The sequence below is a fragment of the Blautia wexlerae DSM 19850 genome (assembly GCF_025148125.1).
Classification (GTDB): Bacteria; Bacillota; Clostridia; order Lachnospirales; family Lachnospiraceae; genus Blautia_A; species Blautia_A wexlerae.
This window is the reverse complement of the sequence record NZ_CP102267.1, coordinates 1,681,755-1,698,616: the sequence shown is the minus strand read 5'-3', so window position 1 is coordinate 1,698,616 and position 16,862 is coordinate 1,681,755. Positions and strand designations below refer to the sequence as shown.

Annotated in this window: 17 protein-coding genes and 1 other annotated feature; of the genes, 4 read left to right on the top strand and 13 right to left on the bottom strand. The window is 44.2% G+C overall.

Features of this window, described 5'->3' with window-relative positions:
* Nucleotides 1–8 precede the first annotated feature (8 nt).
* From cls to NQ550_RS07835, 5 genes are all read right to left on the bottom strand, one after another.
* Complete coding sequence (cls, locus tag NQ550_RS07855; protein ID WP_197724761.1) at nt 9–1,496, bottom strand: cardiolipin synthase; 1,488 nt, start codon at nt 1,494–1,496, stop codon at nt 9–11.
* Between the two features lie 189 nt (nt 1,497–1,685).
* On the bottom strand, nt 1,686–1,862 hold the full coding sequence (rpsU, locus tag NQ550_RS07850) for a 30S ribosomal protein S21 (RefSeq protein ID WP_004222305.1): 177 nt from the start codon (nt 1,860–1,862) through the stop codon (nt 1,686–1,688).
* Between the two features lie 289 nt (nt 1,863–2,151).
* A complete protein-coding gene (gene alaS / locus NQ550_RS07845) occupies nt 2,152–4,791 on the bottom strand; it encodes an alanine--tRNA ligase (RefSeq protein ID WP_025576892.1) in 2,640 nt (879 codons plus the stop codon).
* 68 nt (nt 4,792–4,859) lie between these two features.
* Nucleotides 4,860–6,089: a tyrosine--tRNA ligase gene (gene tyrS, locus NQ550_RS07840; RefSeq protein WP_008704520.1), complete on the bottom strand. Its 1,230-nt coding sequence runs from the start codon at nt 6,087–6,089 to the stop codon at nt 4,860–4,862.
* A 47-nt stretch (nt 6,090–6,136) separates the two neighbouring features.
* Nucleotides 6,137–6,428: a binding site (T-box leader), on the bottom strand.
* Nucleotides 6,429–6,525: 97 nt separating this feature from the next.
* On the bottom strand, nt 6,526–7,899 hold the full coding sequence (locus tag NQ550_RS07835; protein ID WP_020993789.1) for a cell wall hydrolase: 1,374 nt from the start codon (nt 7,897–7,899) through the stop codon (nt 6,526–6,528).
* 276 nt (nt 7,900–8,175) lie between these two features.
* Between NQ550_RS07835 and NQ550_RS07830 the strand changes: the two genes are divergently transcribed.
* Nucleotides 8,176–8,496 (top strand): hypothetical protein, encoded by a 321-nt coding sequence (locus tag NQ550_RS07830; protein WP_008704523.1) that lies wholly within the window; start codon nt 8,176–8,178, stop codon nt 8,494–8,496.
* Nucleotides 8,497–8,570: 74 nt separating this feature from the next.
* Here NQ550_RS07830 and NQ550_RS07825 read toward each other — a convergent pair whose 3' ends face one another.
* Nucleotides 8,571–8,756: a hypothetical protein gene (locus NQ550_RS07825; RefSeq protein WP_025576893.1), complete on the bottom strand. Its 186-nt coding sequence runs from the start codon at nt 8,754–8,756 to the stop codon at nt 8,571–8,573.
* A gap of 178 nt (nt 8,757–8,934) precedes the next feature.
* Between NQ550_RS07825 and NQ550_RS07820 the strand changes: the two genes are divergently transcribed.
* Both NQ550_RS07820 and NQ550_RS07815 read left to right on the top strand, forming a co-directional pair.
* The gene (locus NQ550_RS07820; RefSeq protein WP_025576894.1) at nt 8,935–9,300 is read left to right on the top strand and encodes a hypothetical protein; all 366 of its coding nucleotides are present in this window, start codon (nt 8,935–8,937) and stop codon (nt 9,298–9,300) included.
* Nucleotides 9,293–9,565 carry a hypothetical protein gene (locus NQ550_RS07815; RefSeq protein ID WP_008704527.1) on the top strand — a complete coding sequence of 91 codons (273 nt, stop codon included), beginning with the start codon at nt 9,293–9,295 and terminating at the stop codon, nt 9,563–9,565. The genes NQ550_RS07820 and NQ550_RS07815 overlap by 8 nt, the downstream gene beginning before the upstream one ends.
* Nucleotides 9,566–9,720: 155 nt before the next feature.
* Here the strand turns inward: NQ550_RS07815 and NQ550_RS07810 are convergent, their stop codons facing one another.
* The 7 genes from NQ550_RS07810 to NQ550_RS07780 form a co-directional block, all read right to left on the bottom strand.
* Nucleotides 9,721–10,245 (bottom strand): CinA family protein, encoded by a 525-nt coding sequence (locus tag NQ550_RS07810; protein ID WP_020993788.1) that lies wholly within the window; start codon nt 10,243–10,245, stop codon nt 9,721–9,723.
* Nucleotides 10,246–10,261: 16 nt separating this feature from the next.
* Entirely contained in the window at nt 10,262–10,801 is a 540-nt protein-coding gene (pgsA, locus tag NQ550_RS07805; RefSeq protein WP_008704529.1) for a CDP-diacylglycerol--glycerol-3-phosphate 3-phosphatidyltransferase, read from the bottom strand.
* On the bottom strand, nt 10,785–12,122 hold the full coding sequence (gene rimO, locus NQ550_RS07800) for a 30S ribosomal protein S12 methylthiotransferase RimO (RefSeq protein WP_008704530.1): 1,338 nt from the start codon (nt 12,120–12,122) through the stop codon (nt 10,785–10,787). Before rimO ends, pgsA begins: the two co-directional genes overlap by 17 nt.
* A gap of 88 nt (nt 12,123–12,210) precedes the next feature.
* The gene (gene rpoZ / locus NQ550_RS07795) at nt 12,211–12,594 is read right to left on the bottom strand and encodes a DNA-directed RNA polymerase subunit omega (RefSeq protein ID WP_025576895.1); all 384 of its coding nucleotides are present in this window, start codon (nt 12,592–12,594) and stop codon (nt 12,211–12,213) included.
* Between the two features lie 42 nt (nt 12,595–12,636).
* Nucleotides 12,637–13,260, bottom strand: a complete 624-nt coding sequence (gene gmk / locus NQ550_RS07790) for a guanylate kinase (RefSeq protein ID WP_025576896.1) — start codon at nt 13,258–13,260, stop codon at nt 12,637–12,639.
* Nucleotides 13,253–13,525: a DUF370 domain-containing protein gene (locus NQ550_RS07785; RefSeq protein ID WP_008704535.1), complete on the bottom strand. Its 273-nt coding sequence runs from the start codon at nt 13,523–13,525 to the stop codon at nt 13,253–13,255. The genes gmk and NQ550_RS07785 overlap by 8 nt, the downstream gene beginning before the upstream one ends.
* Before the next feature lie 11 nt (nt 13,526–13,536).
* Entirely contained in the window at nt 13,537–14,418 is an 882-nt protein-coding gene (locus NQ550_RS07780) for a YicC/YloC family endoribonuclease (protein ID WP_008704536.1), read from the bottom strand.
* Between the two features lie 598 nt (nt 14,419–15,016).
* On the opposite strand from NQ550_RS07780, the gene NQ550_RS07775 reads away from it, so the two are divergent.
* Nucleotides 15,017–16,762, top strand: a complete 1,746-nt coding sequence (locus NQ550_RS07775; protein ID WP_025576897.1) for an Rqc2 family fibronectin-binding protein — start codon at nt 15,017–15,019, stop codon at nt 16,760–16,762.
* Nucleotides 16,763–16,862 lie beyond the last annotated feature (100 nt).

The following is a 16,862-nucleotide window of genomic DNA, read 5'->3' as shown; positions in this document are numbered from 1 at the left end:
TGCTCATTTTACATCAGCGGCGCAAATGCGCGGAAAATATTCTGCATGATACGCAGCCCTATATTTCTGTTCAGGCAGAATTCCGGTTCTATCTGCCTGCAATATTCCATAGTCTGGATAAAATCATCTTTGATATCCTGTATTACTCTGTTTCTGTAGATCCATACACCATCCTCAAAATGAAGATAAAGGCTTCGATAGTCCAGGTTGATGGTTCCCACTACTCCGATCTCATCATCACTCACAAAGGATTTTGCGTGAAGGAAACCGGGCTGATATTCATAAATCTTTACACCCGCTTCCAGAAGCTGTCTGTAATAGGACTGAGTAAGGATAAATACCAGCTTCTTGTCAGGGATTCCCGGCGTCATAATACGCACATCCACCCCGCTTTTGGCTGCCAGACAGAGGGCAGTCATCATCTCATTGTCTATGATCAGATAAGGAGTACAGATGTATACATATTTTTTTGCTTTGTTGATAATGTTCAGATATACATCTTCACCGACAACCTCCTCATCCAGAGGTGTATCACAGAACGGCTGGACAAATCCGTCACTCTCAAATTCTTCCTCATGATATCTGTGGGGAAAATAGGCTTCATAATCAATACTTTCTTCAGATCTGCCGATCACCGTCCACATATGGAGAAACATTACCGTCATATTCCAGACAGCTTCCCCTTTGAGCATAACTGCAGTGTCCTTCCAGTGTCCGAAACGCGCTTTCTGGTTGATATATTCATCTGCAAGATTGATGCCTCCCGTAAATCCAACCCATCCGTCAATGATACAGAGCTTCCTGTGATCCCGGTTATTCTGGATAATATTCAGAATGGGACGGAAAGGATTAAATACCTGACATTTGATTCCTTTTTTCTGAAGCTCTTCATAATATTTATGGGGAAGTGTTGTAAGACAGCCAAATCCGTCATAGATCAGGCGCACATCAACGCCCTCCGCAGCTTTCTCTTCCAGAATATTCAGGATCGTCTGCCACATCACTCCATCATTGATAATGAAATATTCAATAAAAATATATTTCTTCGCCTGTTTCAGTTCCCTCACAAGCACCGGAAACATATCGTCTCCTACCTGAAAATACTCTGCAGTTGTGTTCTCATGAACCGGAAATCTGGAAACATCCGAAATGTATCTGGACTGGTTCGAAGCCGAGGGATCCAGAGTCTCCAGCTTCTGCCTCGTCTGTGGCTGATCCCGCAGATACTCCCTGCTCTCCTCAATCCTCTGTTCAAAATGCTGCTGCATGATCGCAGCGATCCTGGAACGTCCAAATACAAAATATAATACCACTCCAAGGATCGGCAGAATCAGGATCAGCATGGTCCAGGCCAGTTTATAGGAAGGATTTATTTCCTTATTCAAAATCCACAATACCAGCACAATACCTATCAGCCTTAATCCGATATCAATGTATCTGGAATACGCAGCCAGACGCAGTACCATCATTAAGATCCATCCAAGCTGGACGAGCATTGCAATCGCAACATAAAAGATTCTGTTGAAAATCAGCTTTGCCAGTTTTTTAAACAGTAAAAGGATCCAGTTTTTCTTTTCTTTAAGTATTTTGTTATTTTCTGCCTTCAAGATTACTTCCTTCCCCTGATTATTTTCCAGATTATGATAAAAATCCCTGACAGAACTGTCAGGGATTTTTGCGCACAATTAATTATATTTACGTTTTCTTGCGGCTTCAGATTTCTTTTTACGACGAACGCTTGGTTTCTCGTAATGCTCTCTTTTGCGGATTTCCTGCTGGATTCCTGCTTTTGCACAGCTTCTCTTGAATCTGCGAAGAGCGCTATCTAAAGTCTCGTTCTCTTTTACGATTACGTTTGACATAGACTCACACCTAACCTCCCTCCAGTTGTAGATTGTGCTAAAATACAACTGTCTGGGTATTTTTTCTTGCACAAGTGATATTATATATCATTGCCTGTGGGTTCGTCAACATTTTTTTGGTTAAATTTTGCAGATTTTTTTAGTTACTATTCACACGCCACTATCCCGCGAGGTGTTTTGGCATGTATATGCCAAAATCCCGAGACATACCGCGCGAATTTATGCGATTAGCATAAATTCTGTGCATCGCGAAGCGTGTTGCTGGTCACAAAGTGAGCAGTAACAATTTTTACTTTATCTGACCTTCAAGGATTCCTGCTGCTGCATCTACAGCTTCCTGAGCTTTGGCAGGGTTCTTTCCGCCGGCCTGAGCCATGTTCGGACGTCCGCCGCCGCCACCGCCTACGATAGCTGCCACTGCTTTGATCAGGTTACCTGCGTGAGCGCCTGCTTTCTGTGCTGCATCAGTAGCCATTGCAAGAAGGTTTACTTTCTCACCGTTTACTGCTGCCAGAAGGACAACACCCTCACCAAGTTTGCCTTTCAGCTGGTCGCCAAGGTCACGAAGTCCGTTCATATCCACTCCGTCTACTTTTGCAGCAAGAAGTTTCACACCTTTGACTTCTACTACTTTATCCATAACATCTCCCAGAGCTCCCTGAGCCAGTTTGCTCTTTAAGGATTCGTTCTCACTGGAGAGTGCCTTTACTTCTCCCTGAAGATGTCCGATCTTCTCTACGATCTCTGCAGGATTTGTTTTCAGGGCTTTTGCAGCTTCATGAAGCAGTTCTTCCTGTTTCTTATAGTATTCCAGAACACCATTTCCTGTCAGAGCTTCAATACGGCGCACACCTGCTGCAATACCGGATTCGGAAACAATTTTGAACAGCATGATGTTACCTGTGTTTGCCACATGAGTACCACCGCAGAGTTCCTTGGAGAAGTCGCCCATGGATACCACACGTACCTTCTGATCATATTTCTCTCCAAACAGAGCCATTGCTCCGGATTTCTTAGCCTCTTCCACATCCATAACATCTGTACGGACTTCAAGACCAGCCTGGATTTCTTTATTAACAAGCGCTTCTACCTGTGCGATCTCATCAGCTGTCATAGCCTGGAAATGAGCAAAGTCGAAACGAAGTCTGTCCGGTGTTACCAGAGAACCCTTCTGTTCTACATGACTTCCAAGAACTGTCTTTAATGCTTTCTGAAGAAGATGTGTTGCACTGTGGTTCTTCTCAGTGTCTCTTCTTGCAACTTCATCCACTTTCAGGGAAACAGTTTCGTCTGTGGAGATCATACCGGATTCCATATGACCTACATGTCCGAATTTACCGCCGCGAAGCTTGATGGTGTCTTCTACTACGAACTTACCGTTTGCAGTTTCGATCACACCTGTATCTCCGACCTGTCCACCCATAGTTGCGTAGAATGGAGTCTGCTCTGTAAAGACAGTTCCTTTCTGACCTTCCATCAGGGAGTTTACGATCTCTGTCTCTGTTGTAAGGACTGTTACTTTGGAATCAAAGGTAAGATGGTCGTATCCTACAAATTCTGTTGTAACATTTACATCGATATCATCATATACAGTTGCGTCAGCGCCCATATAGTTGGTTACTTCACGTGCAGAACGGGCTTTGTTTCTCTGCTCTTCCATACATTTCTGGAAGCCTGCTTCGTCGATATCATATCCTTTTTCCTCAAGGATCTCTTTTGTAAGATCCATCGGGAATCCGTAAGTATCATATAATTTGAATGCATTTTCGCCGGAAAGTGTTTTCTCTCCTGCTGCTTTCATCTCATCTTCCATCTCTCCGAGAATACGAAGACCCTGGTCAATGGTCTTGTTGAACTGGTTTTCTTCATTTGTGAGAACTTTAAAGATAAATTCCTTCTTCTCTTCCAACTCCGGATATCCTGCTTTGGAACCATTGATCACTTCTTCACTTAATTTGGCAAGGAAGGTTCCTTCGATTCCAAGAAGACGTCCGTGACGTGCTGCACGACGGATCAGACGGCGGAGTACATAACCGCGGCCTTCGTTCGTAGGCATGATACCGTCGGAGATCATAAATGTTGCAGAACGGATATGGTCTGTGATCAGACGGATGGATACGTCATCATTATAATTCTTCTCGTATTCTTTTCCGGAGATCTTACATACCAGGTTACGCAGTGCGCAGATCGTATCTACATCGAAGATGGAATCTACGTCTTGCACAACAACTGCCAGACGTTCCAGACCCATACCTGTATCAATGTTCTTCTGTTTCAGTGTTGTATAATTTCCGTTTCCATCGTTCTCAAACTGGGTAAATACGTTGTTCCATACTTCCATGTAACGGTCGCAGTCACAGCCTACTGTACAGCCAGGTTTCCCGCAGCCGTATTTCTCTCCACGGTCATAGTAGATCTCTGAACATGGACCACAGGGACCTGCGCCATGCTCCCAGAAGTTATCTTCTTTTCCAAAACGGAAAATTCTGTCAGCCGGGATTCCGATTTCTTTGTTCCAGATGTCAAATGCTTCATCATCTTCCAGATATACGGAAGGATACAGACGGTTTGCATCCAGTCCTACTACCTCTGTAAGGAATTCCCAGGACCAGTGGATGGCTTCTTTCTTAAAGTAGTCACCAAAGGAGAAGTTACCAAGCATCTCAAAGAATGTACCGTGGCGTGCGGTTTTACCTACATTCTCGATATCACCTGTACGGATACATTTCTGGCAGGTACTTACTCTTGTTCTCGGCGGGATTTCAGCACCTGTAAAATATGGTTTCAGCGGAGCCATACCTGCGTTGATCAGCAGAAGACTCTTATCTCCCTGTGGTACCAGGGAAAAGCTTTTCATTACCAGATGTCCTTTGCTTTCCATGAAGTCCAGGAACATCTGACGAAGTTCGTTTACTCCGTATTTCTTCATAATCTTTTCCTCCTGAAATCGGCGGCACCGGTTCAGCAGTATCCGCCGATATTTCTATAATGAATTTTTTATTTTGCCAGAACTTTATTGAATTTCTTTTTGCCTTTTTTCAGCACTACACCTTCACCTGTAAGTGCATCTTTGGCAACTGTGTATTTCACATCTGTGATCTTCTCACCGTCAATGGAAACACCGCCCTGTTCAATGGCACGACGTCCCTCGGAACGTGTTGGAACCATTCCTGCTTTTACAAGCATGGAGATCAGGTCGATTGTTCCTTCTTCTGAGAAGTCTTCGTCTGCAAGCTCAGTTGTCGGCATATGTGCTGTATCAGCGCCGCCTGCAAAAAGTGCTCTTGCGCCTTCCTGAGCTTTCTTTGCTTCCTCTTCGCCATGAACCAGATTTGTCAGCTCGTATGCAAGGATTTCTTTTGCTTTATTCAACTGGCTTCCTTCCCATTTCGCCATCTCATCGATTTCTTCTAACGGAAGGAAGGTAAGGAGACGCATACATTTGATAACATCTGCATCATCCACGTTTCTCCAGTACTGATAGAAATCGAAAGGAGAAGTCTTCTCCGGGTCAAGCCATACAGCACCGGACTGTGTTTTACCCATCTTCTTACCTTCGGAGTTCAGAAGAAGTGTGATCGTCATGGCGTAAGCGTCTTTTCCAAGTTTACGACGGATCAGCTCTGTACCGCCAAGCATATTTGCCCACTGGTCATCACCGCCGAACTGCATGGTGCAGCCGTATTTCTGATACAGCATGTAGAAGTCGTAGCTCTGCATGATCATATAGTTGAACTCAAGGAATGTAAGTCCACGTTCCATACGCTGTTTGTAGCACTCGTGAGAGAGCATACGGTTTACAGAGAAATGTGGTCCAACATCACGAAGTACTTCTACATAATTTAAATTCATCAGCCAGTCTGCATTGTTTACCATTAATGCCTTGCCGTCTGAGAAGTCGATAAAACGTTCCATCTGTTTCTTGAAGCAGTCGATGTTGTGCTGAATGGTCTCCACTGTCATCATCTGACGCATATCAGATCTTCCGGACGGGTCACCGATCATACCGGTTCCGCCGCCTAATAATGCGATTGGTTTATTTCCCGCCATCTGCAGACGTTTCATCAGGCAGAGCGCCATGAAATGTCCCACATGAAGGCTGTCTGCGGTAGGGTCAAAGCCAATGTAAAATGTGGCTTTTCCATTATTTACCATTTCTTTGATCTCTTCTTCGTCTGTTACCTGGGCAATCAGACCACGGGCTTTCAGCTCGTCCCAAACTGTCATTGTTTGTTTCCTCCTCGTAATAAAATAAAACAACCCGGTTCCTGTCCCTTTAGGACGAGAACCGGGTCCCGCGATACCACCTAAATTCGCAGAAAACTCGCATTCTCTGCCTCAATAAGTAACAAACCATGCCATTGTTATGATAAACAACGGTTCTCTCTGTTACTTAAGCATGTTAACGGATGCCACTCCGCTGCAGCCTACTTACCTTACAATATCTCTGAGGTGTTCGGTGCAGAGCTCCGGGAGGTATTCACATAAGTTCCCCACGCGCCTCTCACCTGCCGGCAGCTCTCTGTCTGTTTTCCCTATGTTACTCTTTCCCATCTGTGCTTTTTTATATCATATATCTGCAAGTATACAAATACAAAATTTATTTGTCAAGGAATTTATAGCAATCCTCTTCATATTTCACCAACTTAAAGCATTAATGTACTCACCCTGAAATCCAGTCCACAAAGAATACATGTCCTTTGTACTGTTCATATTCCAGCTTGCTGAAATTAAGGTTCTGTGCCTTAAATGCTGCCGGAGTCATAAAGAATTTGTAATTGAAATCCTTTGTCTTAAATCCCGGGAGTGTTCTCTTTGTGCCATGATTCACATAGTTACTGAACACTTCCATGGCTGCCTTTGCTGCCGCATAGGCATTGGTCCTGTCCTCAAACTGGCCTTTCAGTCTTTTAAGAAGTGCTCCGTCTGTGACAACCGCATACTGGGTAGGTTTTCCCTGATATACCACATAACGGATCTGTGACGGAAATTCTTTATACTGGTCAATGGTACAGTTTAATACGCAAAGCGCAACTGCCTCCATTCCCACGACTCCCTGATCTCCTGCTTCTGCATCACACACTGCTGCCAGAAGATCCAGATCTGACACCTTTCCGTCTGCAATTCCCGGATGTTCCAGGAACTCTTCTTCCATATAGTAGTATTTATTATTCTTCGCATCAAAGACCTTGACATATTTGCCCTCTACTGTGTAATCATTACCGGAAGTCTTTGTTGCAGCACCGTCAGAATCAAACCTGTATGTAGTTCCGTCAATGGAAGCGATGGTATTTGCCAGCATCACTCCTGATGTATCAAAGTAATATTTCTTTCCATCAAGCTCAAGCCAGCCTGTCTTCGCCTTACCATCTGAAGGGTTGAAATAATATTTCTTACTTCCTACGGTTCCGAAACCTTTCTGATAACGGACACCGGTTGATTTTGAAAAATAGTAATAGTCTGAGTCAATTTTCTCCAGACCTGTATACATTATTCCATTTGACGGCTTAAAGTATCTGTAATTTCCGGCACTGCTCTTCACCCAGCCTGTACACATACGTCCATTGGCCTGACTGAAATAGCGTTTCTGTTCTTTTTTGTTCTCCACCCAGCCTTTGGCCATAACGCCGGAACCGCTGTAAAAATAATATTTATATTCATCTGTATCTGTGAGCCAGCCTCTTGTCATCAGGCCTGTTGTCTCATCAAAATGGCGGGTATTTCCATTGGAATCAGTGATAAATCCTGTCACCATATATCCGGCTCCGCTGGTAAAGTATCGGATCGCCTGTCCGCTGGAGTCTTTTACCCAGCCTTTTACCTGAACTCCTGTTTTCTTATCAAAGTAATATTTCTTACCCTTAAGTTCCAGCCAGCCTTTCTGTTTGGAACCGTCTTTGTTTATGTAATAGGTTTTCCCTTTCTGAGTGACAAATCCTGTTTTTGTTGCCGCGGATACACTAAAACAGCCCATTACAAAAACGGTCATCACAAAAAGGAGCAGATACTTTAACAATAGTTTCCCATGTTTCTTCATTCTTATTCTCCGTTTCCTCTCTTTTTATACGTATTGTTTTACGTTTTAATTGGGTTATCGTTGCATTTCTTTCTCAATCATTACAGATTTGTTACGTGGTATATTATATCGAATTCATATATTATTGTCAACTTGTGAAAAGCAACAATTCGCATCGAACTTAAGGTTATTGGTTATTGATTACTGTGAACATAATGAACAATGATGAAACTGTAACACTTTTTGCGGTTCCACATATGATAGGATTGTAAAGAAAAAAAAAACGGAGGATTTAATATGAGCGACTTAGCTGCTACAAATTGCGGATGTGAGGACAGAGGAGGATGCGGATGTGGCTGCGCTAATAACAGCGGATGCGGATGCGACAATGGCTGCGGATGTAATAACGGATGTGGATGTAACAGTGGATGGGGTCTTTCAGGCGGAAATAATTCCTGCTGTAATATCCTCTGGATCATCATCCTTCTGTGCCTGTGCGGAAACAATAACTGCGGATGCGGCAATGGCTGCGGCGGATGTGGCAACGGCGACAACTGCTGGATCATTATCGTGCTGCTTCTGTTATGCGGAAACAATGGCTGTGGATGTGGCTGCTGACAATCATTTTCTGTTGGCAGGGGGAGCTTTCCCTCTGCCTCTTTATATTTTACAGGATTATAACTTCGTCCTTATTATTCATGCTGCCTGATATTATCCTTATCTTTCATATTCCGGGAATTGATCCTGTCTGTTTTCTTTTTCTGGTGCACTGTCTGAGCACATTGTTTTTTCTTTTTCACACACTCCAGATCTATCTCATAAAAAGCATTTCCATCTATAATAAGCATTTCTTTCTTTTCTTCTGACTCTGATCCCATATCTGATTCTCCATTTTTTGCAACTGCAAACGCATGATACCTGCAGCAATTCCATAAAATTTGAGGCAGCGTGCAGTAAAGCAGTCTCACAGTTATTTAAATTCTACTTTATTATATGTCAGAATCCTTCTCCCCGTCATATTCTGTTAATAAAAAACATAAAATGGAAGCAGATATTATGAATGAAGAGCAGATTTCACAGACTTTACTGGATCAGATGGTCAGTTCTGACCGCGGACAGATGATAAAAGCCGCCATTCCTTATCTTCCGCCAAAAGGACAGCAGATTTTCTCAGTCTATGAAAAAGCGGTTGAATTTATCAATACGGTTTCTGTTTTCAACAAAAGAAGTTCCGGCAGCGATCTGTGTGCCATGAGCATGCCGCCCCAGAATCCGGTGGATATCATCAATGATATCCGCAGCTTCTGTTATGGTCCCAGCAGGGATAAATTAAATCAGATGGTAAATATGATGGCTATGGTTCAGATGCTGCAGCTCATGAATCAGCCTGCAGATGGTGAGAAGGAGGATTCCCATGAATGATGACTGGCGCAACAACCCGAAGCTTGCAGGCATGGATCGTTCCAAGCTTGATATGCTTCAGAATCTGGCTTCCCAGGGAAGTTCAAAGGGTGCAAATGAGATGCTGCCTTTCCTGATGAGTGCAGCTGCTCAGGGGAAAAAAGGCGGTCTGAAATTTAATGCTGATGAGATTTCTGCGATCATTGAAGTGCTGAAGATGGGGAAATCTCCCGCAGAGGCACAAAAACTTGATAAAGTGGTGAACCTTATGAAAATGATGCGGTGACCAAGCCCCCACCCACTGCTTATTGCTTTTCGCAGACTCCGCAGGAAACTTACCTGATTCGGTTAATACGAATTGCTATGATAACAAAAAGAGTACATTTCATCAACTTTCCGAAATGTACTCTTATGTTCAGTAATGTAACTTGTCACCAATTATTATCTGTCACATTTGTGCAATCTGTCGCAGATGAATGTCAGTGCCTGTACAACTGCCTGGTCTCTGATACTTTTTCTGTCACCTTCGAAATGAAATTCCCTCACAGTTGTCTTTCCTGCACAGTAACATCCCATAAATACGGTTCCCACCGGTGTCTCCTCTGTTCCACCGCCCGGACCTGCAAGCCCTGTCACAGAGAGACAGACATCGGTTTTGGCTGCTTTCGCACCGCCTTTTGCCATCTGTCTGGCACATTTGGCTGAGACAGCACCTTCTTTCTTCAGTGTGCTCTTCTTTACTCCAAGACATTTTCTTTTGGCGCGGTTTGTATATGTGACATAACCACACATAAATACCTCCGAAGCTCCCGGTACATTTACGATGTCCGCTGCTACCGCACCGCCTGTACAGGACTCGGCAAGAGACAGTGTCATTTTCTTTTTTTTCAGGAGTCCTACAACTGTTTCTTCTAATGCTGTTTCCTCTAATGCTGATTCTTCTGATGCTTCCTTTTCTGAAGCCATATTTAAATCCTTCTTTCTAATCCTGCATGGACAGAACACTCCTGTTCTGCCAGATATATGTGATCAGGGAAATAACGGTAAGTGCCAGGGAAAGCCAGATAAATATCTGTTCCAGAATATCAAACACTCCGCCCAGATCGATCAGCAGTAAAATGATCATGATCATCTGGGAAACCGTCTTGAATTTGCCCCAGTAGTTTGCCGCGATCACAACACCGTTCTCGGCTGCGATCAGACGGAATCCGCTGATAATAAATTCTCTTCCTATAATAATGATAACAAACCATGCCGGAAGTTTTTCCAGTTCAATAAAACAGATCATTGCAGAACATACAAGAAGCTTGTCTGCAAGAGGATCCATGAATTTACCAAAGTTTGTCACCAGATTGTATTTTCTGGCAAGCTTTCCGTCAAACCAGTCGGTCACACTTGCAACAACAAAAATAGCAAGTGCTATATAGCGGTTTGCCTCACCGCCCAGGTCTGTAAGCATAAACAGTACAAGAAACGGAACCAGGATCATTCTGGCTACTGTAAGTTTATTCGGTGTATTCATCTGCCAACTCTCCTATCAAATCATATTCCAGTGCACCGGTCACACGTACCTTTGCAAAATCTCCTGTCATCAGGAGTTCTCCTGTCTGCACAAAAATATAACCGTCGACCTTTGGTGCATCTCCGTAAGTTCTGCCAATGTATGCGCTCTCATCTGCAACTTTTCCCTCGATCATCACGAGAAGTTCCTGTCCAATACGGTCAGTTCCCTTATCATAGGAGATCTCCTGCTGAAGCTCCATGATCTCGTCACGTCTGGCCTCTTTGACTTCTTCCGCAACCTGATCAGGCATCGTTGCTGCAGGTGTATCTTCTTCCGGTGAGTAAGTAAATACTCCCAGACGGTCAAATTCCATCTCATCCACAAAGCTCATCAGCTCTTCGTGGTCTTCCTGTGTTTCCCCGGGGAATCCGGAGATCAGAGTGGTACGGAGCACGATGTCAGGAATCTCCCGACGAAGCTTATTTACAATCTCCACCAGCTCTGCCTGTGTTGTCCTTCTTCCCATTCTCTTTAAGATACGGTCACTTGCATGCTGGATTGGAAGATCCAGATAATGGCAGATCTTCTTCTCCTCTTTCATGGTCTGGATCAGTTCATCGTAAATTTCCTCCGGATAGCAGTAAAGCACGCGGATCCAGCGGATTCCTTTGATCTTGCATAACTCTTTCAGGAGGATATGAAGAGATTTCTTTCCATATATATCAGTTCCATATACGGTTGTCTCCTGTGCGACAAGGATCAGCTCTTTTACGCCTTCCTCTGCCATCTCCTTTGCCTGTGTTACCAGACGTTCCATCGGAACGCTTCGGAATTTACCGCGAAGTTTCGGGATGATACAATAGGTGCAGTGTTTATCACAGCCTTCTGCTATCTTGAGGTATCCGAAATGTCCGCCTGTTGTGAGAACACGTTTGCCAAGCTTTTCCGGAAGATAATCAATATCTTTAAATTCCTGAAAGTGTTTTCCTTCCATTGCTTCACGGATTGCCTTAAGGATGTCTCCGTAGGAAGTTGTGCCAAGTACTGCATCTACTTCCGGTACTTCCTCAATGATCTCGTTCTTATAACGCTGTGCCATACATCCTGTGACAACCAGGACTTTACAGCTCCCGGTTTTCTTGTATTCTGCCATCTCAAGGATGGTGTTGACGCTCTCTTCCTTTGCGTCATTGATAAAGCAGCAGGTGTTCACCACAATGGCCTCTGCTTCAGTTTCATCATCTACGATCTCGAACCCGTTACCTGTAAGAAGTCCAAGCATTTCTTCGGAATCTACAAGGTTCTTGTCACAGCCTAATGATACGAATAATAATTTCATAAATTCTCCTATAAGAATGTGCCTGAAAATATACCTCTGTAATTCTCAGACACATCCGTTTGTTTATCTATTGTGTTACCATCAGTTCTTACTCTTCAGTTGTTTCCTCAGATACTGTTTCTGCTGTTGTTTCAGAATTTTCAGAAGTTTCTGCGATTTCAGATGTCTGTGTTGATTCTTCTGAGGTTTCTTCTGTCTGTGCCTCAGCTGTCTGTGCTGTTCCTTCTTCATCCTCTTCTTCCGGAGCAAGGATCTTTACTTTTCCTTTGTAGAGCTCGTCGATCGCAACTGAGAGAGGTTTCTTGCCTGCTGCACCCTCTACCATTGGTTTGGAACCTGCGATGATCTGGCGTGCACGTTTACTTGCAGCAAGTACAAGGGAATAACGGCTGTTAAGGGACATTGTTGTATCGTCGTCCTCACTGTTTGTATTGATTGCTTCGATTAATTCTGTATAAGACGGATGTATCATGTATTTTCTCCTTTCTTTTAAGCGGTCTGGGCCGCATGTTTATCATTTCTGAAATGCTTTTGTCTGCTTCTGGATATCCGCGATAAATTCTGTATTTCTGGATGCTCTGGAATGTTCGCTCACAATAATCTGATGAAGATGGTCCACGCATTCCTCCACAGTATCGTTGACAAGAATATAGTCATACTGTCCCATACCCTCTGCCTCTTCACCGGCTCTTGCAAGTCTGTCTGCGATCACCTGTGCGGTTTCTGTTCCTCTGCCTGTGAGGCGGCGTTCCAGTTCCTCCACAGTCGGCGGGGTTACAAAGACTAAAAGTGCTTCCGGTATTTTCTCTTTGATCTTCATTGCGCCCTGGATCTCAATCTCAAGGATCACATTTCTGCCTGCCTGAAGCTGCTCTTCGACATAAGAGCGTGGGGTACCGTAATAATTTTCCACATACCGGGCATATTCAAGCAATGCATCCTCTTCGATCAGCTTCTCAAATTCATCCCTTGTACGGAAGAAATATTCTCTGCCGTCCTCTTCACCGGGACGGGGTTTTCTGGTTGTTGCGGAGACAGATAATGCATAACCATCATATTTCTCCATGAGGCGTTTCATTACTGTGCCTTTTCCTGCACCGGAAAATCCGGAAACCACTACTAAAATTCCTTTATTCATGGGTCTCTCCCTTATCCTCGTTTTCATATATTTCTGCAAATCTCCGGGCAATGGTCTCAGGCTGAAGTGCGCTGAGCACCAGATAATCGTCGCTTGTGACGATCACTGCTTTTGTCTTTCGCCCCTGAGTTGCATCAATCAGTGACCGGGTTCCCTTTATGCTCTGCACCATTCTTTTTACAGGTGCCGCATCCGGGCTTACCACTGCCACGATTTTCTGTGAATTGACTACATTTCCAAAACCGATATTAATAAGTCTTGCCACGTTTTCTCCCTCTATTCTACGTTCTGGATCTGTTCTCTGACTTTCTCGATCTCTGTTTTCAGATCAATGGCAATGTTGGAGATCTCCAGATCACTTGATTTGGATAAAATCGTGTTTGCTTCTCTGTTCATTTCCTGTGCCATGAAGTCCAGTTTGCGTCCGATGCCTTCTTTCTCTGTTGTGAGCATCTTTTTCATATTCCTGATGTGGCTGTGAAGGCGGACGGTTTCCTCATCATTGCAGATTTTGTCTGAAAACAGGATGACTTCTGCTGCGATGCGGTTGTCGTCGATCTGTGTGTCTTCCAGCAACTCGGAAACTTTTGCTTCCAGTTTGGTCCTGTAGGCATTGACTACTTCCGGAGAGCGGGCTTCTACACGTAATACTTTTTCTTCAAGGCTGTCCAGTTTTCCGATAAGGTCTTTCTCAAGATTTCTGCCTTCCAGTATCCTTGTCTGGACAAATTTCTCACATGCCTCGCGAAGGGGCGGTTCCAGAGATTCCCAGAGTGCTTCCTCATCAACAGACTGTTCTTCCATGACAAGTACCTCCGGATAGCGTGACAGGGTGCTGACTTTGATATCGTAGTCAAGGTCAAAGTCCTGCTGCATCTGTTTAAGACAGGTGATGTATTCGGATGCGAGTTCTCTGTTGTATTTGAGAGCTCCGTTGTCCAGGGTGTAGTCTTCGTATGTGATGTATACATCAACTTTGCCTCTCTGGATGTAGGTTTTCATCAGGTTTCTGACTGCGCCTTCCAGGAAATTGAGTTTTCTGGGCATTTTGATGCTGAGGTCCAGGTATCTGTGGTTGACAGATTTTAGTTCGATTGTTATTTTTCTTTCTTTGGTCACGACTTCTGCCCGGCCGAAACCTGTCATGCTTTTTATCATAGTTTTTCTCTCTTTGTCTGTCTTATTAGTGTCGGGGTATGTGTTCCTGTTCTGGTTTACATACAGATTTATTATAGTTCATTATAGAATGGGAGTCAAACATTTTTTCGTTGATGGCGGTAGGAAATGTGTGGTATACTAGCAGAAGGGACGGCGCAGGTGGGACGCAGATAGGACGCAGGAGAAAATAAATAGTTCCGGGCGCGGTTTCGGGGTTTAGTCAACTCTAAGGCTTCGGAAATCTGCTAAAGGCATGAAAAAAACAGCAAAACTCGCTTCGCTCAGACAGGTTGCTGTTTTTTTCATAACGCAGATTCCCGAAGCCTAAGAGTTACTACAACCCCTGCAAATGCGCCCGGAACTATTTATTTTCTCCTGCTGGTGACTGGCTGTGGGAGGTATATGGTATATTTAATTGGACGGCTTTCAGAAAGGCCTGTTATATTAGAGTTTGTTTGTCAGAAAGGGCTTCGCCTTTCTGACGTAAAACGTTGATTATTCTGACTAACTGATTTGTTTTTTCTTTTCTTGATCGTACTGTCGTATTGATTGAGTTTTGATTATTTTTACTGATTATTTTTTAAAGGAGTGTTTTTATATGGCTTTTGATGGGATTACGATTGCGGCTATGGTGAAGGAGCTGCATTTGAATTTGGATGGTGGACGATTTAATAAGATTGCTCAGCCGGAGGCGGATGAGCTTTTGATTACGGGGAAGGGGGCGAATGGGCAGTGCAGGCTGCTGCTTTCGGCCAGTGCTTCTCTTCCGCTGATTTATTTTACTTCTAAGAATAAGCCCAGTCCTATGACTGCGCCTAATTTCTGTATGTTGCTGCGTAAGCATATTGGAAGTGCGAGGATTTCGGATATCAGGCAGCCGGGGATGGAGCGTGTGGTGATGTTTGAGCTGGAGCATCTGAATGAGCTGGGAGATCCCTGTAAGAAGGTTCTTATCATGGAGCTGATGGGCAAGCACAGTAATATTATTTTCTGTGATGATAAGGGGATGATCCTGGATAGTATCAAGCATGTTTCTTCTCATATGAGTTCTGTGCGTGAGGTGCTTCCGGGAAGGGAGTATTTTATTCCGAAGACGCAGGATAAGCTGGATCCGCTGACTGTGAGTGAGGAGGAGTTCTGTGATGTTGTGTGCAGGAAGCCATGTAATGTTTCCAGGGCTGTTTACTCTTCTCTTACTGGAATCAGTCCGGTTGTTGCGGAGGAGATCTGTTTCAGGGCTTCGATCGACGGGAGTGATGCAGCGCAGTCTCTGGATGAGGCGGCGAGGGTGCATTTGTATCATACGTTCCGCAGGCTGATGGATCAGGTTGTGGAGGGGGATTTTTCTCCGAATATTGTTTACCGGGGGGAAGAACCTGTGGAGTATGGTGTGTTTGCGTTCCAGCAGTATGGACCGGAGTATCATTCTGTGGAGTTTGAGAGTGTTTCACAGATGCTGGAGACTTATTATGCGACGAAGAATACGCTGACGCGTATCCATCAGAAGTCTTCGGATCTGAGAAGGATCGTGCAGACTGCGCTGGAGCGTAACCGTAAGAAGTTGAGTCTGCAGGAGAAGCAGATGAAGGATACTGCGAAGAAGGAGAAGTATAAGGTTTACGGGGAGCTGATCAATACTTACGGGTATGGGCTGGAGGATGGATGTAAGTCGTTTAAGGCTCTGAATTATTATACCAATGAGGAGATTACCATTCCTCTTGATCCTACTATGACTCCGGCGGAGAATTCCAAGAAGTATTTTGACAAGTATGGAAAGCTGAAGCGTACGGAGGAGGCTCTGACTGAGCAGATTGCAGATACGAGAAGTGAGATTGAGCATCTGGAGTCTGTTTCCAATGCTCTGGATATTGCTCTGGCTGAGAGTGATCTGGCACAGATCAAGGAAGAGCTGATGGAGTATGGGTATATTAAGAAGCATTATGACCACAGGAAGGGGCAGAAGGCGCAGAGTAAGTCTAAGCCGTTCCATTATGTGACTGAGGATGGGTATGATATTTATGTGGGAAAAAATAATTTCCAGAATGATGAACTTACCTTTAAGTTTGCCACAGGGAATGACTGGTGGTTTCATGCCAAGAAGATGGCCGGTTCGCATGTGGTCGTGAAGTCTAAGGACGGCGAACTGCCGGATCATATCTTTGAGATTGCGGGACAGCTTGCCGCTTATTATTCCAAAGGACGTACTGCCCCTAAGGTGGAGATTGATTATATCCAGAAGAAGCAGGTGAAAAAACCTGCAGGGGCGAAGCCCGGATTTGTGGTTTATTATACAAATTATTCGCTGATGGCTGAACCGTCATTAAAAGGAGTCAGGGAAGTCTGATCATACTGTTGTATAGTTACAAATATTAAAAGAATTGCGGGAGCTGCTTTGCAGCGGAGTAAGTAATTCGTGGATGTCAGGTCAGGGGTGAAATACCTTT